General features: G+C 75.2%; 20 protein-coding genes. 11 read left to right on the top strand and 9 right to left on the bottom strand.

Going from position 1 to position 22,864, the window contains the following annotated elements; genetic code table 11:
• Positions 1-16: 16 nt before the first annotated feature.
• The 6 genes from ACH4SE_RS32630 to ACH4SE_RS32605 all read left to right on the top strand — a co-directional run bounded on the left by ACH4SE_RS32630 (position 17) and on the right by ACH4SE_RS32605 (position 5,989).
• The gene (locus tag ACH4SE_RS32630) at positions 17-211 is read left to right on the top strand and encodes a DUF397 domain-containing protein (RefSeq protein WP_398547158.1); all 195 of its coding nucleotides are present in this window, start codon (positions 17-19) and stop codon (positions 209-211) included.
• A 97-nt stretch (positions 212-308) separates the two neighbouring features.
• Positions 309-1,571 (top strand): prenyltransferase/squalene oxidase repeat-containing protein, encoded by a 1,263-nt coding sequence (locus ACH4SE_RS32625; protein WP_398547157.1) that lies wholly within the window; start codon positions 309-311, stop codon positions 1,569-1,571.
• Positions 1,571-2,230 (top strand): SCO2322 family protein, encoded by a 660-nt coding sequence (locus ACH4SE_RS32620; protein WP_398547156.1) that lies wholly within the window; start codon positions 1,571-1,573, stop codon positions 2,228-2,230. Before ACH4SE_RS32625 ends, ACH4SE_RS32620 begins: the two co-directional genes overlap by 1 nt.
• A complete protein-coding gene (locus tag ACH4SE_RS32615) occupies positions 2,227-3,450 on the top strand; it encodes a CbiQ family ECF transporter T component (protein ID WP_398547155.1) in 1,224 nt (407 codons plus the stop codon). Before ACH4SE_RS32620 ends, ACH4SE_RS32615 begins: the two co-directional genes overlap by 4 nt.
• Positions 3,447-5,180: an ABC transporter ATP-binding protein gene (locus ACH4SE_RS32610; protein ID WP_398547154.1), complete on the top strand. Its 1,734-nt coding sequence runs from the start codon at positions 3,447-3,449 to the stop codon at positions 5,178-5,180. Before ACH4SE_RS32615 ends, ACH4SE_RS32610 begins: the two co-directional genes overlap by 4 nt.
• Positions 5,177-5,989: an ECF transporter S component gene (locus tag ACH4SE_RS32605; protein ID WP_398547153.1), complete on the top strand. Its 813-nt coding sequence runs from the start codon at positions 5,177-5,179 to the stop codon at positions 5,987-5,989. The genes ACH4SE_RS32610 and ACH4SE_RS32605 overlap by 4 nt, the downstream gene beginning before the upstream one ends.
• A 1,107-nt stretch (positions 5,990-7,096) precedes the next feature.
• Here the strand turns inward: ACH4SE_RS32605 and ACH4SE_RS32600 are convergent.
• The 3 genes from ACH4SE_RS32600 to ACH4SE_RS32590 all read right to left on the bottom strand — a co-directional run bounded on the left by ACH4SE_RS32600 (position 7,097) and on the right by ACH4SE_RS32590 (position 10,756).
• Positions 7,097-7,561: a hypothetical protein gene (locus tag ACH4SE_RS32600; RefSeq protein ID WP_398547152.1), complete on the bottom strand. Its 465-nt coding sequence runs from the start codon at positions 7,559-7,561 to the stop codon at positions 7,097-7,099.
• A gap of 332 nt (positions 7,562-7,893) precedes the next feature.
• Entirely contained in the window at positions 7,894-8,601 is a 708-nt protein-coding gene (locus ACH4SE_RS32595; RefSeq protein ID WP_398547151.1) for a hypothetical protein, read from the bottom strand.
• Between the two features lie 103 nt (positions 8,602-8,704).
• Positions 8,705-10,756, bottom strand: coding sequence for an MFS transporter (locus ACH4SE_RS32590; protein WP_398547150.1), 2,052 nt, complete (start codon positions 10,754-10,756; stop codon positions 8,705-8,707).
• 233 nt (positions 10,757-10,989) lie between these two features.
• On the opposite strand from ACH4SE_RS32590, the gene ACH4SE_RS32585 reads away from it, so the two are divergent.
• From ACH4SE_RS32585 to ACH4SE_RS32575, 3 genes are all read left to right on the top strand, one after another.
• A complete protein-coding gene (locus ACH4SE_RS32585) occupies positions 10,990-11,997 on the top strand; it encodes a peptidoglycan-binding protein (RefSeq protein ID WP_398547149.1) in 1,008 nt (335 codons plus the stop codon).
• Between the two features lie 881 nt (positions 11,998-12,878).
• Positions 12,879-13,436: a hypothetical protein gene (locus ACH4SE_RS32580; RefSeq protein ID WP_398547148.1), complete on the top strand. Its 558-nt coding sequence runs from the start codon at positions 12,879-12,881 to the stop codon at positions 13,434-13,436.
• Positions 13,437-13,551: 115 nt separating this feature from the next.
• A complete protein-coding gene (locus ACH4SE_RS32575) occupies positions 13,552-14,205 on the top strand; it encodes an HAD-IA family hydrolase (RefSeq protein ID WP_398547147.1) in 654 nt (217 codons plus the stop codon).
• A gap of 3 nt (positions 14,206-14,208) precedes the next feature.
• Here the strand turns inward: ACH4SE_RS32575 and ACH4SE_RS32570 are convergent, their stop codons facing one another.
• A complete protein-coding gene (locus ACH4SE_RS32570) occupies positions 14,209-14,790 on the bottom strand; it encodes a TMEM165/GDT1 family protein (protein WP_398547146.1) in 582 nt (193 codons plus the stop codon).
• 583 nt (positions 14,791-15,373) lie between these two features.
• Here ACH4SE_RS32570 and ACH4SE_RS32565 point away from each other — a divergent pair.
• Both ACH4SE_RS32565 and ACH4SE_RS32560 read left to right on the top strand, forming a co-directional pair.
• Positions 15,374-16,060, top strand: coding sequence for a DedA family protein (locus ACH4SE_RS32565; protein WP_398547145.1), 687 nt, complete (start codon positions 15,374-15,376; stop codon positions 16,058-16,060).
• Between the two features lie 235 nt (positions 16,061-16,295).
• Positions 16,296-17,714, top strand: coding sequence for a family 2B encapsulin nanocompartment shell protein (locus ACH4SE_RS32560; protein WP_398547144.1), 1,419 nt, complete (start codon positions 16,296-16,298; stop codon positions 17,712-17,714).
• A 321-nt stretch (positions 17,715-18,035) separates the two neighbouring features.
• On the opposite strand, the gene ACH4SE_RS32555 is transcribed toward ACH4SE_RS32560, so the two are convergent.
• From ACH4SE_RS32555 to ACH4SE_RS32535, 5 genes are all read right to left on the bottom strand, one after another.
• On the bottom strand, positions 18,036-18,788 hold the full coding sequence (locus ACH4SE_RS32555) for a hypothetical protein (protein ID WP_398547143.1): 753 nt from the start codon (positions 18,786-18,788) through the stop codon (positions 18,036-18,038).
• Positions 18,785-19,309 carry a hypothetical protein gene (locus tag ACH4SE_RS32550; protein WP_398547142.1) on the bottom strand — a complete coding sequence of 175 codons (525 nt, stop codon included), beginning with the start codon at positions 19,307-19,309 and terminating at the stop codon, positions 18,785-18,787. The genes ACH4SE_RS32555 and ACH4SE_RS32550 overlap by 4 nt, the downstream gene beginning before the upstream one ends.
• Positions 19,310-19,805: 496 nt before the next feature.
• Positions 19,806-21,110 carry an RNA polymerase sigma factor gene (locus ACH4SE_RS32545; RefSeq protein ID WP_398547141.1) on the bottom strand — a complete coding sequence of 435 codons (1,305 nt, stop codon included), beginning with the start codon at positions 21,108-21,110 and terminating at the stop codon, positions 19,806-19,808.
• Entirely contained in the window at positions 21,110-21,529 is a 420-nt protein-coding gene (locus tag ACH4SE_RS32540) for a YciI family protein (protein WP_398547140.1), read from the bottom strand. The genes ACH4SE_RS32545 and ACH4SE_RS32540 overlap by 1 nt, the downstream gene beginning before the upstream one ends.
• Before the next feature lie 128 nt (positions 21,530-21,657).
• Entirely contained in the window at positions 21,658-22,590 is a 933-nt protein-coding gene (locus tag ACH4SE_RS32535; RefSeq protein ID WP_398547139.1) for an alpha/beta hydrolase, read from the bottom strand.
• Between the last annotated feature and the right edge of the window lie 274 nt (positions 22,591-22,864).

The raw sequence follows: 22,864 nt of genomic DNA, 5'->3' as shown, positions 1-22,864 counted from the left end.
CATCCGAAGGCAGCCGATGACCGCGCAGACCACGACCTGGCAGAAATCCACGTACTCGAACGATTCGGGCGATTGTGTGGAGGTCGCCGTCTCGGCGGGTGGCGCGGTGCTGATACGGGAGAGCGACGAACCGGGTGTCGTGCTGTCCACGACGCCCGGCGCGCTGGCCCGCTTCCTCCAGGCGATCAAGCGCGGCTCCGCCGCCACCTGACACCTCCGGCGCCCTCCACGGCGCCGGAGCCCGCCACGGCCGGCCGGCGGCCGCACGTTAGGGTGAGGGATCCCCCGTCCCGGAAAGGCCCACCCCCATGTCCCTGCGCCGCCGCGCCGCCCTGCTGGTGACCGCCGCCTCGGCCCTCACGGTCCTGGCCGCACCCGCCGCGCTCGCGGACACCACGCCGACCGCGGCCCCGAGCACCCCGACCGTCACGCGCGCGGACCTCTACGGCGCGGGCGACCCGACGTACGACGGGGTGTGGCGGCAGGCGTACGCGGAGATGGCCGTGTCCCGGAACGGCTACTCCGCCGCCGCCGGCGCCACCGCGTGGCTGCTCGCGCAGCAGTGCGCGGACGGCGGCTGGCCGTCCTACCGCGCCGACACGGGCAAGCCCTGCGACCCGAAGACCGAGGACACCAACGCCACCGGCATAGCCGTCCAGGCCCTCACGCAGACCGGCGCCGGCTCCTCGCCCGCCGTCAAGCGCGCCGTGGCCTGGCTGGGTTCCGTGCAGAACGCCGACGGGGGCTGGTCGTACAACCCCGGCGGCCCCTCCGACCCCGACTCCACCGCCGTCGTCATGGCCGGGCTCGGCCCGCAGGCCGCCCGCAAGCCCAACGCCAAGGGCCGGACGCCCTACGACGCGCTGCGCGGCTTCCAGTTCGGCTGCTCCGCCAAGCCCGCCGACCGCGGCTCCTTCGGCTACCCCGGCACGGACGGCAAGCTCACCCCCAACGCCAAGGCCACCGCCGACGCCCTGCGCGGCCTCGCCGACGCAGGCCTCATCGGCTACGGCACCCCCGCCGCCACGCCCTCCGCGGCCGCCCCCGACTGCACCGCCAACCCGGGCGCCTACGCCTCGCTCGACGCGCACGGCACCGCCGCCGCGGCCGGCGCCTGGCTGTCCGCACAGCTCGCCAAGGGCGGCGGCCACCTCACCGCCGTCACCCCCGGCGCCACCGCGCCCGTCCCGGACTACGGCACCACCGCCGACGCCGTCGTCGCCCTCGCGGCGTCCGGGCGCCTGACCGAGGCCCAGCGCACGTACACCTGGCTCGCCGCCAACTCCGCCTCCTGGTCCAAGGGCAACCCGGCCGCCCTCGCGCAGCTGGTGCTCGCCGCGGGCGCCGCGCAGACCCCCCGCGCCAGTGGCGCGGACGACCCGCTCACCCGGCTCATCGCCCTCGGCCCGGCCCCCACCAAGCGCGCGACCGGCGCCGAGACGCACGCCGACGCGGACGACGACGGCGGCCTGTCGTCCAGCACCACCACCTGGATCGTCGTCGGCGTCGTCTTCGTCGCGAGCGCGGGCTTCGGCATCCTCCTCAGCGGCCGCAAGCGACGGCAGGCGTGATGCCCCGCCGGACCGCCTCCCCCGCAGGGCCGGCCCGCCGCCGGGCCGCGCTCCCCGCCGCTGCCCTGGCCGCGGCGCTGCTGCTGCTCGCCCTCGCCCCGCCCGCACACGCCGCCGGCTACCGCTACTGGTCCTACTGGCTGCGCTCGGGCACGAGCTGGACGTACGCGCAGACGGGCCCGGCCATGCACGTGCCCGCCGACGGCAGCGTGGAGGGCTGGCGCTTCGCCGTGAGCAAGGACGCCGCCGCCAAGGCCGTCCAGCCGCGCGGCACCGCGGACTTCGCGGCGATCTGCGCGCACACCCCCGCGGCCGCGGGCCGCAAGCGGATCGCCCTGGTCATCGACCCCGGCACCAGCGCGGACGCCGCCGGCCACGCCACGCCCCCGCCCGCCCGCACCGCCTGCGCACAGGTCCCCACGGCGGCCTCCTCCGCCGACGCCCTCGCCTCCGTGGCCAAGCCGCTGCGCTACAACTCCGCCGGCGTCCTGTGCGCCATCACCGGCTACCCCGCCGCCGGGTGCGGCGACGAGGTCGGCTCCACGGCCTCCGCCCCCGCCGCCCACCACTCCGGCCCCTCCCTCGGCCTCCTCGCGGGCACCGCCGCCGTCGCCGTCCTGGCCCTCGCGGCCGCCTGGCAGTTCCGCCGCCGCCGATGACGAACCCGCCAGACACGCCGGGCGGTGCTCCCCCCCGGGCGCGAGGAACCGCACGCCCGGCCGCCACCGGCGGGACGATCCCGCCCCAGCGGCCCGCGGCGCCCCGCGGGGCGGCCGCCACCGGCCGGCGGACAGCCCTGCATGCCGGAGCGTGGTGGATCTGGGCCCTCGGCCTGGCCACCGCGGCCAGCCGCACGACGAACGTGCTGCTCCTCGCCCTGGTCGCGGCCGTGACCGCCTACGTGGTCGCCGCCGCCCGCACCGACACCGCCCCCTGGTCCCGCTCCTACGCCACGTTTCTCCGCCTCGGCCTGCTCGTCGTCGCGATCCGCGTCGTCTTCGCGGTTGTCCTCGGCTCGCCGATCCCGGGCACGCACACCCTCGTCACGCTCCCCGAGGTCCCGCTGCCGGGCTGGGCGCAGGGCGTGCGGCTGGGCGGGCGGGTCACCGCCGAGGCGGTGGTCTTCGCGCTGCGCGACGGCCTGAAGCTCGCGACGCTCCTGGTCTGCCTCGGCGCCGCCAACTCCCTCGCGAACCCCGCCCGGCTGCTCAAGTCGCTGCCGGGCGCGCTGTACGAGGCGGGCGTCGCGGTGGTCGTGGCGATGACCTTCGCCCCCCACCTGGTCGCGGACGTGGCGCGGCTGCGCGCCGCCCGCCGGCTGCGCGGCCGCGACGACCGCGGGGTGCGGGCCCTGCTCCAGGTCGGCCTGCCGGTGCTGGAGGGCGCGCTGGAGCGGTCCGTCGCCCTGGCCGCCGCGATGGACGCGCGCGGCTACGGGCGTACGGCCGACGTCCCGCCCACCGTGCGCCGGGCCACCGCCGCGCTCACCGTCGGCGGCCTGCTGGGCGTGTGCGCGGGGACGTACGGGCTGCTCGCGGCGAGCGGCAGCGGCGCGGACTACGGGCTGCCCGTGCTCCTGGCGGGCCTCGCGGCGGCGATGGCGGGCCTGCACCTGGGCGGCCGCCGCACGCCGCGCACCCGCTACCGTCCCGACGCGTGGGGCGCCCGCGCATGGCTCGTGGCGGGCTCGGGCGCGGCGGTCGCGGCCGCGATGATCGCCGCGGCCACCTACGCGCCCGACGCGCTGGACCCGCCCGCGGTACCGCTGACCGCCCCGGCGCTGCCGCTGTGGCCCGCGGCGTGCGTCCTGCTCGGCCTGGTCCCGGCCGTCACGGCGGCCCCGGGAAACGCGCGGCGCCCGGAAGGAGAGACACGGTGATCCGCTTCGAGCAGGTGTCCTTCCGCTACGCCGAGGACGCGGGGGCCGTCCTGAGCGGGGTCGACCTCGACGTGCCCGAGGGCGAGATGTGCCTGGTCGTCGGGCCGTCCGGGGTCGGCAAGTCGACGCTGCTGGGCGCGGTGAGCGGCCTGGTGCCGCACTTCACCGGCGGCCACCTGAGCGGCCGCGTGAGCGTCGCCGGCCGCGACACCCGTACCCACCGGCCGCGCGAACTCGCCGACGTCGTCGGCACGGTGGGGCAGGACCCGCTGTCCCATTTCGTGACGGACACCGTCGAGGACGAACTCGCCTACGGCATGGAGTCGCTGGGGGTGCCGCCGGAGACGATGCGGCGGCGCGTCGAGGAGACCCTCGACCTGCTGGGCCTGGCCGAGCTGCGCGACCGCCCGATCGCGACGCTGTCCGGCGGCCAGCAGCAGCGCGTGGCGATCGGCTCGGTGCTGACCGTCCACCCGAAGGTGCTGGTGCTGGACGAGCCGACGTCCGCGCTCGACCCGGGCGCCGCCGAGGAGGTACTCGGGGTGCTCCAGCGGCTCGTGCACGACCTCGGCACGACGGTGCTGCTGGCCGAGCACCGGCTGGAGCGCGTCGTCCAGTACGCCGACCAGGTGGTCCTCCTGCCCGCGCCCGGCGCCCCGCCGCAGGTCGGCGACCCCGCCGCCATGATGGCCGTCTCCCCCGTGCACCCCCCGGTCGTGGCCCTCGGCCGCCTCGCCGGCTGGTCACCCCTGCCCCTGTCCGTCCGCGACGCCCGCCGCGCCGCGGCCCCGCTCCGCTCCCGCCTGGAGGGCCTGACCCCCGGCGCCACCGCCCCGCTCCCCGCCGCCACCGCGCCCCGGACCGAGGACGCTCCTCCTCCCCCCGAGGCGGCGGCGCGGCGCCCCCGCAAGCTCCCCTGGCGCCGCTCACCCGGCACGCCCGGCGCAGGCCCGGCCGCACCCGCCACCGACGTGCTCGTACGCGCCGAACGGCTGGCCGTACGGCGCGGGCGGGTGGAGGCGCTGCGCGGGGTCGACCTCACCGTGCGGGCCAGCGAGACCGTCGCCCTCATGGGCCGCAACGGCGCCGGGAAGTCCACGCTCCTGTCCACGCTCGTCGGCCTGCACACCCCCGCCGCCGGTTCGGTGACCGTGGGCGGCGCCGTACCCCACCGCACGCGCCCCGCGCAGCTGCTGCGCCGCGTCGGACTCGTCCCCCAGGAGCCGCGCGACCTCCTCTACGCCGACACCGTCGCCGCCGAATGCGCCGCCGCCGACCGGGACGCCGCCGCACCGCCCGGCACCTGCCGCGCGCTCGTCACGGACCTGCTGCCCGGCATACCCGACGACACCCACCCCCGCGACCTCTCCGAGGGCCAGCGGCTCTCCCTCGCACTCGCCGTCGTCCTCGCCGCGAACCCGCCGGTGCTGCTCCTCGACGAACCCACCCGCGGCCTCGACTACGCGGCCAAGGCCCGCCTGGTCGCCCACCTGCGGGCCCTCGCCGCCGAAGGCCACGCGATCGTCCTCGCCACGCACGACGTGGAACTCGCCGCCGACCTCGCCGACCGCGTCGTGATCCTCGCCGACGGCGAACCCGTCGCCGACGGCCCCACCCCCGACGTCGTCCTGTCCTCCCCCGCCTTCGCCCCGCAGATCGCGAAGATCCTCGCCCCCTCCCCCTGGCTGACGGTCACCCAGGTCGCCCGGGCCCTGGAGGCCACCCCGTGAACCGCACCGACCCCGTACGGCTCGGCCCCCGGGCCGTCGTCGTCCTCGGCCTCGTCTCCCTCGTCGGCGTCGCCGCCTTCTGCTGGCCACTGCTCGCCGCACACGGATCCGCCGTGGCCGCACACAGCGCCGACGCGCCCTGGCTCTTCGCCGCGCTGCTGCCGCTGCTCGTCGCCGTCGTCATCGCCACCATCGCCGACAACGGCATGGACCCCAAGGCCGTCGCGATGCTCGGCATGCTCGCCGCCGCCGGAGCGGCCCTGCGCCCCCTCGGCGCAGGCACGGCAGGCATCGAGCCGATGTTCTTCCTCATGGTGCTGTCCGGCCGGGTCCTCGGCCCCGGCTTCGGCTTCACCCTCGGCTCCCTCACCATGTTCGCCTCCGCACTGCTCACCGGGGGCGTGGGCCCCTGGCTCCCCTTCCAGATGCTCGCGATGGGATGGGTCACGACGGGCGCCGGGCTCCTGCCCCGGCCCTCCCTGCGCGGCCGCCGCGAACTCGCGATGCTCGCGGTGTACGGGGCGGTGGCCGCGGTCGCCTACGGCACGGTGATGAACCTCCAGGGCTGGCCCTACATCGGCGGCCTCGCCTCCGACATCAGCTACTCCCCGCACATCTCGCTCGCCGCGAACCTCGCAAGGTTCACCACGTACTGCCTCACCACGTCTCTGGGCTGGGACCTCCCCCGCGCCGCCCTCACCGCGGCCCTCACCTTCACCCTCGGACCCCCCGTCCTCGCCGCCCTCCGCCGCGCCACCCGCCGCGCCGTCTTCTCCCCCACCCCCACGTTCACGCCTCCGGCGCGGTAAGAGCCCACCTCCCCCCGCACGGTGGCCCCCGCGCCTGACGGCGCCGCGCCCGGACGGTGCCCGCTTGCCCGTACGTTGGCGGCTGACCCGCCGCGGGGGTGCCCGCGCCTGACGGCGCCGCGCCCGGGCGGTGCGTGGGCGGCTGACCCGCCGCGGGGGTACCCGCGCCTGACGGCGCCGCGCCCGGGCGGTGCGTGGGCGGCTGACCCGCCGCGGGGTACCCGCGCCTGACGGCGCCGCGCTCGGACGGTGCGTGGGCGGCTGACCCGCCGCGGGGGTACCCGCGCCTGGCGGCGCCGCGCTCGGGCGGTGCGTGGGCGGCTGACCCGCCGCGGGGTACCCGCGCCTGGCGGCGCCGCGCTCGGACGGTGCGTGGGCGGCTGACCCGCCGCGGGGTACCCGCGCCTGGCGGCGCCGCGCTCGGACGGTGCCCACCCGGGGTGAGCTCGCGGCTGCCCCGCCGCGGTTGGTGCCCGCGCCTGGCGGCGCGGGGTGTTCCCACCCCCACCACCCGTGCAGATACGACGTCGGCTGACGGCCTTCTCGTGGGGGTGCGCCGCCGTCGGGGGCGAACCGCAGTCCCCGCAGAGACTTCACCCCCACCGGCAGGCAGCCGCCACACCGGCCCGGGAGGGGGACGATCCGGGGGTGCCCCCGCAGGAATGCGCACCCACTCCCTCACCGGACACGGGGGAGGTCAGACGCGCATTCCGAGGAGGTACCCCCGGAGTGGCACCCGACCCCACCCCCGCACAGGACGCGCGATGCCCCGCCGGGCAACCCAGGGGCGCGAGGAACTGCGCGAGCAACCCACCACCGGCAGAACGGCGAACCGCCCACCGCAAGCGGCACCCCCTCAGGGGCGCGAGGAACGGCGCGCTCAGCCCCCACCGGCGGAACGGCGAACCGCCCGTCGCAAGTGGCACCCCCCGAGGGGCGCGGGGAACGGCGCGAGCAACCCGCCACCGGCTGAAGATCGCGCGCACGAGCGCAACAGACACCCCCGCAGCGCAAAACGGGCCCGTGCAGCGCAACGCCCCGGCACGGGCACACGCCCGCCGGGGCGAGGGGCAAGCAGAGCAGGCCCCACAGGTTTTGCGCGCGAACTCAGGGCGTGGGCAGCGCGAGAAGGTGCGAGGTCAACGCGCGGTACCGCTGCATGGCCACGCGCAGCGCTTCCGTGTCGGAGCCGCCCTGCGCCACCGCGGCCCGCGCACCGGACACCGCGCGCTCGGCCTGCTCCAGCGCCTCGCGCAACACCGCTTCGGCCTCCTCCACGGCCCGCCGCGGCTCGTCGACGAAGCCGACCACCGCGTGCTCCATCCGCTGGTCCAGGCCGTTCCCGTTCACACGCCCGGCGGCGTGACCGGCGGCGTGCTCGACCCGACCGCTCCGCTCGGCACGGCCCGCGCGCTCGGCTGCGGAGGTGTCGCCGGAGACGGGCACCTCACCGCGCCCGGCACCGTCGCGGCCCAGGTCCGTACGCCCGGCGCTGTCACGGCCTGCGGCGTCACGCCCGGCGTCCGTACGCCCGGCGCTGTCACGGCCTGCGGCGTCACGCCCGGCGTCCATACGCCCGGCACCGTCACGCCCGGCCGCGTCACGCCCGGCGTCCATACGCCCGGCACCGTCACGCCCGGCCGCGTCACGCCCGGCGTCCATACGCCCGGCACTGTCACGCCCGGCCGCGTCACGGCCCGCGTCCATACGCCCGGCGTCCATACGCCCGGCACCGTCACGCCCAGCCGCGTCACGCCCAGCGGCATCGCGCCCAGCCGCATCGCGCCCAGCGGCGTCACGCCCGGCCCGTTCCGAGGCGGGCAGGGGTCCGGGGGCCGGCGGGGATGCCGGGGGCGTTCCCGCCCGGTCGTTCTTCAGGGGCGTTTCCGTCTGCTGCGTGTCACTCATCGCGAAGCTCCCGTCGTCGTCCGTCCCCGCGCGGTCAGCGCGGAGAATCGCTTGCCCAGGGGCGCCTTGGCCGAGCCGTCCGGGTCCTCGCTCGCGGCGGGTTCCGCGGTCTGCTCGCCGTCCGCGTACTCCACGGGCTCCGCCGGCCGCGCGGACTTCGCCGTCCTCGGCGAGGCGGCCGCGTCCAGCAGCTGCTCGAACAGGCCCCGCGCGGCGACGAGGGCCTTGCGCCGCCCCTCGGTGTCGAGGGAGGCGTCGGTCACGGCGGTGTGCACGTCGCGGTAGCCCTGGACGTGGTGGGGGTGGTGGACGGAGAGCGCGTCGATGTGCTCGGGCGAGTCCGCGGCCGGGTAGCCGCGTTCGACCGCGAGTTCCCCGAGGGCCTCTTCCGCCTCGGCGAGCGCGGCGCCCGGGTCGTCGACGAACCGCCCCTGGACCGCGGTCCAGCGCGTCGCGTACCGCTGCCGCGCGTCCTCGCCGAGCGGCATCCGTTCCATGTCGCCGTAGCGCTTGACGCGCCCGGCCAGCTCGCGGCGCGCGGCGCGCGCGTCGCCGTCGTGGAGGGCCAGCGTCCGCTCGTACTCGGGGCCGAAGCGACGCTTCACGCCGGGCCCCGCGCCGCCGCCCCGGCGGAGGATGACCGCGACCGCCGCCGCTATGACGACGACCGCCACCACGAGGGCGATGATCGATCCTGTGGACATGGTCTGCTCCCGTCTGTCCCGATGTGGGCCTCAGACGTTCGGCTTGCCGCCATTTCGCTGCGCAAACCCCGGCCGCCCCCAACCGCCCCCTCCGAGAAGGCGGTTACGCGCCCGCGCGGTAGGAGCCGCTACGGACGGCGGGCCGCCGTTCCGGCTGGTCGGTGTCGCCGCCGCACAGCTCGGCGCTCAGCTTGCGGACGAGCGCGGCCAGTTCGGCGTGCCCGGCGGGGTCCCAGTCGCCGAGCAGTCCGGCGAGGACGGAGCGGCGGGCCTCGGCGAGCTGCTCGCTGAGGGCGGTGCCGGAGGCGGTGAGGACGAGCGGGTTGCCGGCCCGTACGGCGTAGCCGCCGGCCTCCGCCTCGACCGCGGCGGTCTCGATGAGCTCGGCGGGGACGGTGGTGCGGCGGGCGAGTTCGACGGGGTCGGCGCTGCCGTGGTGCGCGATCCGCAGCAGCAGCCAACTGGTGGCGGGGTGGATGTCGGCGCCCGCCAGCCGGGTGATGCGCTCGTAGAGGCCGCGTCGCGCGTCCCGGCTGCCGAGCAGGGACAGGCAGCGGGCGATCTCGTCGAGGGAGGAGCGTTCGACGGGGTTGACGCCGACCGTCTCGCCGCCGTCGGGCACGGTGACGCTGCCGCGCAGCGGCTGCTCCCTGAGCATCCAGGCCATGACGAAGCCGAGCGCGGCGACCGGGACGGCCCACAGGAAGACGGTCGTGATGGCCTGCGAGTACGCGTGCAGGACCGGCCCCTTGACGCTCGCGGGAAGACCGCCGATGGCGTTCGGGTCCGCCTGCAGGCGGGCGGGGTCGAAGCCGGGCGGTACGGGCAGGCCCCGCAGGGCGTCGGTGAGCTTGTCGGAGAGCTGGTTGGTGAAGACGGTGCCGAAGACGGACACGCCGAAGGAGGCCCCGATGGAGCGGAAGAAGGTCGCGCCGGAGGTGGCGGAACCGAGGTCCTCGTAGCCCACGGCGTTCTGCACGGCGAGCACCAGCACCTGCATGACCATGCCCAGGCCCAGACCGAAGACGAAGAAGTACAGGCTCATCACCCAGGTGACGGTGTGCTCGTCGAGGGTGTGCAGGAGCAGCAGCCCGATCGCGGTGACGGCGGTGCCGAGGATCGGGAAGATCTTGTAGCGGCCGGTGCGGCTGACGATCTGCCCGGAGCCGGTGGACGCCAGCAGCAGCCCGACGACCATCGGGATCATGTGCACACCCGACAGCGTCGGCGAGTAGCCGTGCACGACCTGGAGGAAGGTCGGCAGGTACGTCATCGCGCCGAACATGGCGAAGCCGATGATGAACGAGATCACCGAGCACACCACGAACGTCCGCACCCCGAACAGCCGCGGCGGCAGCACCGGCTCCTGCGCCCGCCGCTCGACGGCGACGAACACGGCGACCAGCAGCACCCCGGCCGCGGCCAGCGCGATGATCGACGGCGACCCCCAGGCGAGCGTGGTGCCGCCCAGTGAGGTGACCAGCACCAGGCACGTCGCCGCCGCGGCGACCGTCGTCATGCCCAGGTAGTCGATGCGGTGCGTGGTACGGCGGGCGGGGATGTGCAGTACGGCCGCGATGACGGCGAGCGCGACGACACCGATGGGCAGGTTGACGTAGAAGACCCAGCGCCACGACAGCTGCTCGGTGAACACCCCGCCCAGCAGCGGCCCCAGCACGCTCGCCGCGCCGAAGACCCCGCCGAAGACGCCCTGGTAGCGGCCGCGGTCGCGGGGCGGCACGATGTCGCCGACGATCGCCATGGACAGCGCGATCAGTCCGCCGCCGCCCAGCCCCTGGAGCGCCCGGAAGGCGATCAGCTCGCCCATGCTCTGCGCGACGCCGCACAGCGCGGAACCGATCAGGAAGATCACGATGACGGTCTGGAAGAGCCGCTTCCGGCCGTACATGTCGCCGAGCTTGCCCCACAGCGGGGTCGCGGCGGTCGAGGCGAGCAGGTACGCGGTCACGACCCAGGACAGGTGGTCGATGCCGCCCAGCTCGCTGACGATGGTCGGCAGCGCGGTCGACACGATCGTCTGGTCGAGGGCGGCCAGCAGCAGCCCGAGGGCGAGGGCACCGATGGCGATCCGCACCTGCCGCCGGTCCTGCCCTTCCCCCGGCGCGGCCGCCGCGGTGCTGGTGTCCTGCGCCATCAACGGCTCCTCGCGTCGCCCCCCGACGGTCGGACTCCCATATTCACACCATTCGTACGGCTATGGCCTGCGGGAGTGCGCCACCGGGGAGGGACCGGCTGCGCGGCGGCACGGTGTGTCGGCATAATCACTGACACGTCTTTGCGAACGCGCGAACGACGGCAGGAGGGGAACCAGTGGCGCCGCAGCAGCCGCACCGAGCAGCCGGTTCGTACGAGCCCGTGGATGACGGTGTGACCGGGGTGACGAGGGGGCCTGGTGGTGGAGGCGGCCAGGTCATCGAGGGCACGGTCGTCTCCGCGGGCGGCGGGTACGGCGCGGGGCGGGCCGCCGAGCGGTCCGCGGAGCGCGCCGCCGCGCTCGCCGTGACCGAGGGCTTCCACCCGCTCCGGGTACGCCCCTACGTCGGCCCTTCCGACGACGACGGCGCCGCCGCCGGTACGACCGCGCGCCCGCTCATCGACGTCGACCCGGACGGCGGGCCCGCCACCACCGACCTCGGCCTCTTCCCCACGGCCTACGCCGAGATGGAAGCCGCCGAGGAATACCCGGCCGACCACGCCTCCCCCGCCCCGCAGGACGCCCACGAACCGGCCGCCGGCGCGGCGCACGGACGGCACCGGCGCAGGCGGCGCGGCATCGTCGTGGCCGCGGCCGCCGTCGCCGCGTCCGCGCTCGCCGCCGGAGCGGTCGCCGTCACCGGCTCCGTCACGGGCGAGGAGAGCGGCGGGGCGAAGGCGCTGCCCGAGCCGTCCGCCGCGACGCCCGACGTCACGCTGCCGCCGGGCGCGGCGCCCGGCGCCGTCACCGAGCCCGTCGCCGTCACCCACCACCCGCCCATGCGGGCGACGACCTCACCCTCCCCCAGGATCACCCCCAAGGCGTCCGCGACCCCCACCACGACGGCCCCCGCCGCCGCCGTCACGAGCGCGCCGCCCACCGCGACGGCGACCGCGCCCACGACACCGCCGCAGAGCACGCCGCCGACCACCGCGCCGTCCGACGGCGACACGCTCCAGCTCGGCGCGAGCGGGCCGGAGGTCCGCGACCTCCAGCGCCGGCTCACCCAGGTCTGGGTCTACGCCGGGCCCGTGAACGGCACGTACGACCAGGCCACGCAGCGGGCCGTGGCCACCTTCCAGATCTGGTACGGCGTCCGGGGCGACCCCGCCGGCGTCTACGGCCCCGCCACCCGCGCGGCCCTCCTCGCCGCGACGTCCTCCGGCGGCCACCACCGCTGAACACCAATGCGGTGCCCGCGGCCTCTTCGCCGGTGAGCCTCCCCGCGCCCCTTCGGCCGCCGCCCCTTGCAGTGGGCGGTCCGCCGTTCGCCCGGTGGGGGCTGCTCGCGCCGTTCCCCGCGCCCCCTCGGGGGTGCCGCTTGCGGCGGGCGGTCCGCCTTTCCCCCGGTGGGGGCTGAGCGCGCCGTTCCCCGCGCCCCTGAGGGGGTGCCACTTGCGGTGGGAGTTCGCCGTTCTGCCGGTGAGGGCTGGTCGCGCCGTTCCCCGCGCCCATGGGGGGTGCGGCTTGCGGTGGGCGGTTCGCCGTTCCGCCCGGTGGGGGCTGCTCGCGCCGTTCCCCGCGCCCCTGGGGGTGCCACTTGCGGTGGCCGGTTCGCTGTTCCGCCGGTGGGTGGTTGCTCGCGCAGTTCCTCGCGCCCCTGGGGTCATCCGGCGGGGCATCGCGCGTCCTGTGCGGGGGTGGGGTCGGGTGCCACTCCGGGGGTACCTCCTCGGAATGCGCGTCTGACGTCATGACGTGTTCGTGGGGCGGTGGGGTGCGCATTCCTGCGGGGGCACCCCCGGATCGTCCCCCTCCCGGGCCGGTGTGGCGGCTGCCTGCCGGTGGGGGTGAATGTGGTTTGGGGAGTGCGGTGCGCCCCCGACGGCGGCGCACCCCCACGAGAAGGCCGTCAGCCGACATCCATCCCGCACGGGTGGTGGGGGTGGGAACACCCCGCGCCGCCAGGCGCGGGCACCACGGCGGCGGGCCAGCCGCAAGCCCACCCCGGGCGGGCACCGCCCGAAGCGCCCCCGGCGGCGGGCAAGCCGCAAGCCCCCCCCGGGGCGTGGGTGCCGTCGCGGCGGGGAAGCCCCCCGCGGGAGCGGCTAGGCTCGGGCGGATGGCGCGCTACGGAGTGGAAGAGTTCCAGCTCATGCTGCTGCGCCGCATGGCCGATCACCGGCCGGAGTTGGTGGATGACGCCCTCCGGGCGCTCGGCGCCTCGCACGCCGAGCTGCGGGCGGCGCACAACGGCTGGCAGGCGCGGCTGCGTTCGCGGACGTATCCCGGGGGTGTGCGGCGGTACACGACGGTGCTGGGGGCGCCGGAGCGGGAGGTCGAGCGGCGGGTGGGGGACCTGGTGTGCAGGGCCCTGCAGTGGCGGTTGCCGTTGTGGCCGGATCTCCGTTTCGAGGTGTTGTGCGCGCCGGGCGGGGCGGTGTGGAACGAGTGGCTGGTCCGCGCGCCGGAGGCGGCTCGTCCGGAGTTGGGCCGGACGGCGGACCTCGCGCCGTGGTCGTGTGTCGTGGAGGACGTGGTGCGCGCGTTCCCGCCGACGGCGCCGCTGCCGCCGGACGCGCCGAGCCGCGCCCGGCTCGCGCTGACGGCGCCGGAGACGGGCGAGCGGCTGGTCGCGCATTTCACCTGGGGCCTGCTCCAGTACGTCGCCGACCGCTGAGCAGCGCGCTTGTCGTACCGGGCATCCGTTTGTATCGTGAGGAAACAAAGTGGTTCCGCCCGCTTCCCCTGACCGGCGGGCGGAACCACTGAGTGCACCGTGCCGAGGGAGTCCCATGCCGTCCGTCTTCACCGTCCGCGCCCTGCTCCTCGACATGGACGGGACCCTGGTCGACTCCGGCGCGGTGGTGGAGCGCTGCTGGACGCGCTTCGCGCACCGGCACGGGCTGGAGCCCGCCGCGGTGCTGGCGGTCGTGCACGGGCGGCAGGGCCACGCGACGATGGCCGCACTGCTCCCGGACCGCCCGATGGAGGAGAACTACGCGGAGAACGCGGTGATGCTCGCCGAGGAGACCGCGGATCTCGACGGGGTCGTCCCGGTCCCGGGCGCCCCGGCCTTTCTCGCCGCCCTGGCGGGGCGCCCGCACGCGCTGGTGACCTCCGCGAGCGACGGGCTGGCGCGGGCCCGGATGGCGGCGGCCGCGCTGCCGCTGCCGCCGGTGACGGTGACCGCGGAGCGGGTGGGGGCGAGCAAGCCGGATCCGGAGGGCTTCCTCAAGGGCGCCGCCGAACTGGGTTTCGCGCCCGCCGAGTGCCTGGTCTTCGAGGACGCCGAGGTCGGTGTCGCGGCGGCCCGGGCGGCGGGGATGCCGGTCGTGGGCGTCGGCCCGCGCGCGGCGGCGTACGGGCCGGACGCGCTCGCGGCCACGCTGCTGGACGTGACGGTCACCGCGGGCCCGGAGGGTCTGCTCACGGTGACCGTGGCCTGAGGGTCAGCCGGCGATCGCCTCGTAGAGGCTGAAGACCGCGAGCACGGCCATCGCGGCCGCGGCGATCTTCGTGATGAGCGCGAGCGGCACCTTCTTCATGAGCATCCGCCCGCCGAAGATGCCGAGCGCGCCGACCGCCCACAGCCCCAGTACGGCGCCGATGCCGACGGAGAGCGGGTTGTCGTAGCGGGCGGCGAGGTTGGCCGTCATGATCTGCGTCAGGTCGCCGAACTCGGCCACCAGGATCAGCATGAAGCCCGCACCGGCGACCTTCCAGAAGCTCTGGTCGGCGGGCGCCTTGACGTTCTCCTCGTCCTCGGGCTTGGAGCGCAGCAGCATCACCGCGCCGCCCAGGAAGAGGACGCCGACGATCGCCTGGAGCAGGCGGTGCGGGAGCAGGGTGAGCAGGCTGCCGGCGGCGATGGCGAGCGCGACGTGGACCAGGAAGGCCGCGGCCACGCCCGCGAAGACGTACGACGCCCGGTAGCGGGTGCCGAGCATGAGACTCGCGAGGGCGGTCTTGTCGGGGAGTTCGGCCAGGAAGATCACGCCGAAAACGACGGCGACGACGGTCAGGCTGAGCACGGGTCGGATTCCTCGATCGGTAGGGGCGCCCTGCCGAGAGAGACCGGGAAAGGGGTCGCTTCGGCACGGCAGCATCAGGACACTGCGGCCGAAGGTCTCGCTGGCGGTGTCACGATGTTCCACCGCTCCGGGCGCCGGCCCGGCCCGCTGCGGCGCCTTCCGGCGCCGTGCACGAACCCGGCAGTATGTCGACGGTCCGGCGAAGAGCTACTCCCCTTCTGCTGCCCACCAGTGTACGGGACCGCGGACCTGGGCATATAGCGGGCACAGCCCTGGCATCCCCGCAGCGGTGGCCGTAACGATGCGGTATCGGCGGGGCCGTGCAGGCTGGTTCAGGAGGTATTCCTGTCGTGACAAGGCCGTGATTGTCTCGTACGTCACTCACCCTGACCGGTACCGCCGGGCGATGCTGGCGTACGCTGTACGGCTGACGGCTGATGAAGATCCGCTGCCATCGACGCACGACCGGCACTGAGCGTTCACACGGCCCTGACCTGTGCGCATGGTCAGGTTCGATTCGTCATTGCAGGACCTGACAGGACTCGGAAGCGACATGTAGAACCGGCAAGGACGAGGAGGCGCGGTGCTGCAAGGCCTGGGCTCTCTTTTCGAGTGGCCGTGGATCTACCTGCTCGTGGCACTGTCCGTCCTGCTCGACGTCTTCGTCCCGGTGCTGCCCAGCGGTGTGCTGGTGGTCAGCGCGGCGACCGCCGGATCGTCCGGCCCCAGCGACGACATACTCGACGTGGTGGCGCTGCTGGCCTGCGCCGCCGTCGCGTCCTGTCTCGGCGACCTGCTCGCCTACCGGCTCGCCTTCCGCGGCGGCGAGTGGTTCGCCCGCCGGATGGCCGCCTCGCGGCGGCTGACGGCCGCGCACGACCGGCTCGGCCAGGTGCTGGCCAGCGGTGGCGGCGCCCTGGTGGTGCTCGCCCGCTTCGCGCCCGCCGGCCGCAGCGTGGTGAGCCTCGGCGCCGGTACGGCCCGCAGGCGGCCGCGCGAGTTCCTGCCGTGGTCGGCGCTCGCCGGGGTCTGCTGGGCCACCTACAGCGTGGGCCTGGGCTGGGTCGGCGGCGAGTGGCTGGGGGCGAGCTGGATCGGCACCCTGATGTCCTTCCTCGCGCTGCTGGGCGCGGGCTTCTTCGCCGCGTACGTCTTCCGGCGCGAGCGGCGCACCGCGCTGGCCGCCGCGAGCTACGCGGCCGTACCGCTGGCCATCCCGCCGCAGAGCGCCACGGGGCCGGACCGCTCCTCGGTCGTCGAGGCCCTGTAACCCCCTCCCCGGGTACCGGAGCGCGCGCCGGTCGCGTGCGCCCGCCCTCCGCGCCCCCTGCTGCGCCTTTCACCACCCCCGCGCACGGCTGCCTCCCAGGACAGCCGTGCAGGCGTTTTCCATGCCTCTCCCCCACCCGCACCCAAAGTATTCTCACTCGATACGGCAATAGGCAGCACGCAGCGTCACGGAAAGAATGCTCCCGTATCACCCCCATACGGGAAGGACAGGCACCATGTCGGTTGATGCGGGCCAGGACACCGCACTCGGCAACTCCCCGGATGACGCGCGGACGAGCCTTGACACGGCCGCCGCGCGGAATCTGGCCACGACCACGAAGTCCGCTCCCCAGATGCAGGGGATCTCGTCCAGGTGGCTGCTGCGCGCGCTGCCCTGGGTGAACGTCAACGCGGGCACCTACCGCGTGAACCGGCGGCTGAGCTACGCCGTCGGGGACGGCCGCGTGACCTTCGTCAAGACCGGGTCGCAGGTCCGGGTCATCCCGCAGGAACTCGGCGAGATCGCCGTCCTGCGGACGTTCTCCGACGAGGAGGTGCTGACCGCTCTCGCCGACCGCTTCGTCCAGCGGGAGTTCGCGCCGGGGGAGGTGCTGGCCGTGGCGGGCGAGCCGGCCGACACGGTGTACCTGATCGCCCACGGCAAGGTCGACAGGCTCGGCGAGGGCTCCTACGGCGAGGAGAACCGTCTCGGCAGCGTCGCGGACGGCGGGCACTTCGGCGAGCAGGCGCTGCTGTCCTCCGACGCCACGTGGGACTTCACCGCGCGCGCCGTGACCACCACGACCGTCCTCGCGCTGACGCGGCAGGACCTGGAGCAGCTGCTCGCCCAGGCCGAACCGCTGCGCACGCATCTGGACGCCGTGCGCGCGCTCCCGCAGCAGCGCACCAACCGCAAGGGCGAGGCCGACATCGCCTTCGCCTCGGGCCACCGCGGCGAGCCCAGGCTGCCGGCGACCTTCGTCGACTACGAGCTGAAGCCGCGCGAGTACGAGCTGAGCGTCGCCCAGACGGTGCTGCGGGTGCACAGCCGGGTCGCCGACCTCTACAACGAGCCGATGAACCAGACCGAGGAGCAGCTCAAGCTGACGGTCGAGGCGCTGCGCGAGCGCCAGGAGCACGAGCTGATCAACAACCCGGAGTTCGGCCTGCTCCACAACGCGGAGTACGACCAGCGCATCCAGCCGCACGCCGGGCCGCCGCTGCCCGACGACCTGGACGAGCTGATCAGCCGCCGCCGCGGCACCCGCTTCCTCTTCGCCCACCCGCGCACGATCGCGGCCATCGCCCGCGAGTGGACGCGGGCCGGCATCTACCCCACCCCCGTCGAGCTGCACGGCCACTCGGTGCCCGCCTGGCGCGGCATCCCGATCCTGAGCTGCAACAAGATCCCGGTCACCGAGGCCCGCACGAGCTCGATCATCGCGGTCCGTACGGGCGAGGACAACCAGGGCGTCATCGGTCTCAACCAGACCGGCCTGCCCGACGAGTACTCGCCGGGGCTCAACGTCCGCTTCATGGGCATCGACGAGAAGGCCGTCATCAGCTACCTCGTCACCACGTACTTCTCCGCGGCGGTCCTGGTGCCGGACGCGCTGGGCGTGCTGGAGAACGTGAACGTGTCCCACTGGGGCTGAGAACGCAGAAGGGGGAGGCCCCGCCGCCGGTCCGGGCGGCGGGGCCTCCCCCTTTCGTCGTCCTTCCGCGCCCCGGGGCCCGTCCGGCGGATCCTGTCGCGGGCGAGGGCCACCCCGGACGCGACCTGATCCGCCGGACCGGCCCTAGGGCGTGTCCGCAAAGTCCCGCCTGGCACACGGCGCCTGGCACGCACGCTCGCTACGTTGTCGGGCTCGTCCGAGTAGGCCCACTACGAGGACGACCCTCCGCCTTGCGATCGCACGCACCAGACACCGTCTGCCCCGCCCTCCGGGCGGACGACGGGACTTTGCGGACACGCCCTAGCCGATGATGTCCCGCAGCGCGTCCGCCGGGACGGCGAGGCCGCTGCCGAAGGGCGCGTCCAGGTCCCAGATGAGGAACAGCAGGAAGGCGATGAGCGCGCTGAACAGCCCGGCGAGCAGCAGCTCGCGCGGCGACCGGCGGATCTGCAGCGTGAAGATCAGCCCGACGGTCACCAGGGCGCCCGTCACCAGCCCGAACCACACCACCGGCGGCATCGTCGCGCCCGCGCTCTGCCCGCGGGTGCTGCGGGCCGCGTCCGCCGCCGCGACCTCGTCCACGAGCGGCTGGTAGGCCTGCGCCTCCAGGTCGGTCTTCGGGACGTACTGCGTGATGTCGGTGCGCACCCGCTCCAGCAGCTGCGTCCCGCGCGGTGACAGGTCGCCGTGGTGCCGCATGTACGGCCACTCCTTGTCGGCGGCGAAGGAGGCGTAGGCGTCCACGTCGGCCCGCACCCTGTCGCGGACCGCCGGCGGGTAGACCTGCACCCGCTCCTTGACCTCGTGCAGCGCCTGCGCCTCGGCCTGGACGGCGGTCTGCGCCGCGCCCTGGCCCTCCCACACCCCGGCGATCGCCAGGCCCAGCACGATCGCGTAGATCACGCCGATCATCATGACCATGTACTCGATGACGTCCGGCGTCTCGTTCGGGTCGTCGTCCTCCCCGATCCTGCGGTGCCGCAGCACCACGACCACGATCACGACCGCGCAGACCGCGATCATCGCGATCAGCAGGGCCACCCATTGCGTCATGTGAACTCCCCCTCGCGTCCTACCGGTTGTTCCTGCGATACGCGCCCGATCCGGGCTTGAGCACGGCCGCGGCGAGCAGCCCCGGCACCGTCGTGACCAGCAGCACGGTCGTGAGCCTGCGGCGGTGCTGCGCGGGCGCGGCGGCGTTCACCGGCGGCCGGTCGGGCCAGTGCACGACGGGCGGTGCGGGCGGCGGCGCCGGCTTCGGCGCGGGCGGTGCCGGCCGGGGCGCCGGCTTCGGCGCGGGTTTCGGTTTCGGCTTCGGGGCGGGCTTCGGTATGGCTCTCACCACCGGTTTCGGTGCGGGTTTCGGCTTCGGTCGCGGGACGGCCGTGGGTTTCGGCCGGGGTTTCGGCTTCGGCGCGGGTTCCGGCGCCGGTGCCGTCGGCGGCGGGGGCGCGGGGTGGTGGCAGTGCAGCGGCGGCGGCCACTTCCACTCCCGGTGCCAGTGCCCGCACCAGTACGCCGGCCGCGGCAGCTTCGGCGGGTGCGGTGGGCGCGGTGCGTGCGGTGGGTGCCACGGATGCCGCCGGTGCGGAGGTTGCGCCGCAGGCGAGGGCCGGGGCTTCGGCGCGTGGTGCGAGGCCGGGGCGGCGGGGTCCGGCACCTGTACCCGGACGTCCACCTGCCCGCCGGAGACGTGCACCGAGACATGCGCCGGCACGTGGACGGAGACGGGGCCGGGTACGCGTGCGGGGGCGCGTACGGGCGCTGACGGGCGGTCGGGGAGATCGGGCGCGCGGACGGACCCGGGCGGGTGCGGGCGCCCCGGCGCGGCCTCCGCCGCACCGCCGAACCCCCACGCCCCGGTGGCCGCCGTGACCACGGCGACCACCGTCCAGGCCCGCAGGCGCCTCCCTCTGGGAGTGCTCACGCGTTCATGGTCAGTACCCCGCAAGCCGCCGCACAGGGACATCGGCGGCATTCCCCGTAAGGAGTAACAAGGCCGCCAAACATACGATCACCTGCTCGAATCCCCCGGGGTGGCCGGAGCCGCCCGGGGCGCCGCGCCGGGTGTCACCCCAGCGCGGCGGCCTTGCGCATCAGCAGGGAGCGCTCACGGGCGTTGCCGCACAGCCGGGCGGCGAACTCCAGCTCCTCGCGGGCCTCGGCGGTGCGGCCGAGCCGGGCCAGCAGCTCGCCGCGCACGCTCGGCAGCAGGTGCGAGCCCGACAGGCGGCCGGAGGCGGCCAGTTCGTCCACCATGTGCAGCGCCTGCTGCGGGCCGCTCGCCATCGCGACGGCCACGGCCCGGTTGAGCTGCACCACGGGCGACGGGGCCACCCGGCCGAGTGCCTCGTAGAGCAGCACGATCCGCTCCCAGTCGGTCTCCCGCACCGAGGGCGCCGTCGCGTGGCAGGCGGCGACGGCGGCCTGGAGGCCGTACGGTCCCAGGCCCCGCCCGGCGCCGGCGGCCCGGCCGAGGGCGGCGAGACCGCGGCGGATCGCCGAGCGGTCCCACCGGCGCCGGTCCTGGTCCTCCAGGAGCACCGGCTCACCGTCGGGCCCGGTGCGTGCCGGGAAGCGCGCGGCCGTCAGCTCGAACAGCGCGAGCAGCCCGTACGCCTCCGGCTCGGCGGGCAGCAGCGCGGTCAGCGTCCGCGCCAGCCGGACGGCCTCGTAGGCGAGGTCCCGGCGGATCAGCTCGTCGCCGGCCGTGGCCGTCGAGCCCTCGGTGAAGACCACGTACAGGACGTTCAGGACGGCGCCGAGCCGCTCGCGGCGCTCCTCGGCCGGCGGCAGCCCGAAGGGCACGTGCGCGGCCGCGATCGTCTTCTTCGCCCGCGTGATGCGGGCCTGGACGGTCGCGGTGGGGACCAGGAAGGCCCTCGCGATCTCCTGGCTGGACAGGCCGCCCACCACGCGCAGGGTGAGCGCCACCCGGGCCTCGGGGGAGAGCACCGGGTGGCAGGCGACGAACATCAGGGCGAGGACGTCGTCGCCGATGCGGTCGGGGTCCCACGGCAGGCCGTCCGGCGGCGCGGACGCGGTGTGCCCGCCCGCGCTGAACTCGCCCTCGGCCAGCTGCCCGGCGAGCAGCGCGTACCGCTCGTCGAGCGCCGCGCGGCGGCGGAAGGCGTCGACGGCCCGCCGCCGCGCGGTCGCGAGCAGCCAGCCCACCGGGCTGTCCGGCACACCGTCGCGGGACCAGCTGACGAGCGCCTCCGCCAGCGCCTCCTGCGCGACGTCCTCGGCGAGCGCGAAGTCACCCGTGTAGCGGGCCAGCGCGCCGACGATCCGGGCGGACTCGATCCGCCACACGGCCGAGGCGGCCCGCCGTGCCGCCCCGGCGCCCGGCGGGCCGCCACCGGCCTCGGCCATCAGAGCTGACCGGTCCGCTCGCGCCAGGCCCGCTCCTTGACGATCCACTCGTTGTCCTGCGGGAATTCGTCGATGCCGGGGACCCGGCGGATCTCGACCTTCGAACCGGTGATCGCCGGGAGCCGCTTGGCCCACTCCACGGCCTCCTCCTTCGAGGCGACGTCGATGAGGTAGAAGCCGCCGAACAGCTCCTTGGTCTCCCCGTACGGGCCGTCGGTGACCACCGGCACCTCCGCGCCGAAGTCGACCACCACGCCCTGCGAGGGGTCGTCCAGTCCCTCCGCCGCGACGAGCACGCCCGCCCGGATCAGCTCCTCGTTGAAGCGCCCCACCGTCTCCAGCATCTCCTCGAAGGGGGTCTCCATCATCTTCGCGACGGATTCGTCGGTTCCGCGCATGATCAGCATGTACTTCGCCATCGTCGGTCTCCTCGGCCTCGGGTCGCTTGCCGACCCTCTCTATCCCAGGTCGAGTGGCGAGCGCGCGGATCGACACAGACCGCGGATCAGAAGCATCTTTTTTTTCCGGGCGGGCGGACGGGGGCGGTTCAGGCCGCGACGGGCAGGTTCGCCGTGAAGAAACCGGTGAGCTCGTCGACGGCCGGCCCGACGTACTCCGGCTTGTCGTACAGGTCGACGTGGCTCGCGCCCGCGATCCAGTGGATCCGCGCGGGGCCGGTGGCGCGGCGGTGGGCCTCCAGGCCCATCCACGCGGTGACGGCGCGCTCGCCGAGGATCTGCAGCACAGGGCGCGGGCCGATCAGCGGGACGGCGTGGAAGACGTCGCTGGAGGCCATCTTGTCGACGCTCTCCCAGGCGAGGAACGTGGCCGAGCGCTCGTGGTAGCCGCGTGCGCCGCAGTAGTACTCCCAGCCTTCGACCCCGTGCCGGCCGCCGAGTTCGCCGGCCTGTTCGGCGGTCGGCGGGAACATGGTCATCACCCCGGGGTCCTCGCCGCGCGCGGCGGCGGTACGGGCCTGGGCCGCGGCGTCCAGCAGGGACCGGAAGACGGCGGGGTCCTGGGTGCCGTCGGCGCCGTAGCGGAACTGGCGGGCGGGCTCGGCGGTGGACACGGTGGCCACCGCCCTGACCCGGTGGTCGCCGCCGGCGGCGGAGAGGCTGTAGCCGCCGGAGGCGCAGATCCCCAGCAGGCCGATCGCGCCGGCGTCGACCTCGGGCCGGGTGGTCAGGTAGGACACGGCCGCCTTGAAGTCCTCCACGCGCTGCGCGGGGTCCTCCAGGCCGCGGGGCAGCCCGCCGGACTCCCCCTGGTAGGCGGCGTCGAAGGCGAGGGTGACGAACCCGCGTCCCGCCAGCTGCCGCGCGTACAGGCCGGAGGTCTGCTCCTTCACCCCCGTGCCGGGATGGCCGACCACGAGTGCCGGGCGGCGTCCGGCCGGGGCGGCGGGAAGGTACAGGTGCGCGGCGACCGGGATGCCGGCGCTGTCGAAGGTGACGGGGACGGGGGACGTGCTGTCCATGGTGGGTGCTCCTCCTGCTTGTGCGGGGCCCGGGGCGGCACCGGGCGACGGCCGTGACCCCCGCGAAAAGTAACCGCCCTGAGTGGTGACGATCCTTTCTCCTTCATTCATCACCTGTCAAATCGGTGACGAAGGGAGTCCGCTCCGGAGCCCGGGCCGCACGGCACGGGGCGGTGGCGCGCAGTCACATGACGTAGCCGGATCCCACTCCCGACTCACCGTCAACTGACCGATGTGGCCCGCCGGCCGGCGGGCGACAGTGGTGAACCGTCAG

Source organism: Streptomyces sp. NPDC020983 (assembly GCF_044333485.1).
Classification (GTDB): domain Bacteria; phylum Actinomycetota; class Actinomycetes; order Streptomycetales; family Streptomycetaceae; genus Actinacidiphila.
Note: the sequence above shows the minus strand (reverse complement) of the source record. Positions and strands in the feature narration are given on the sequence as shown.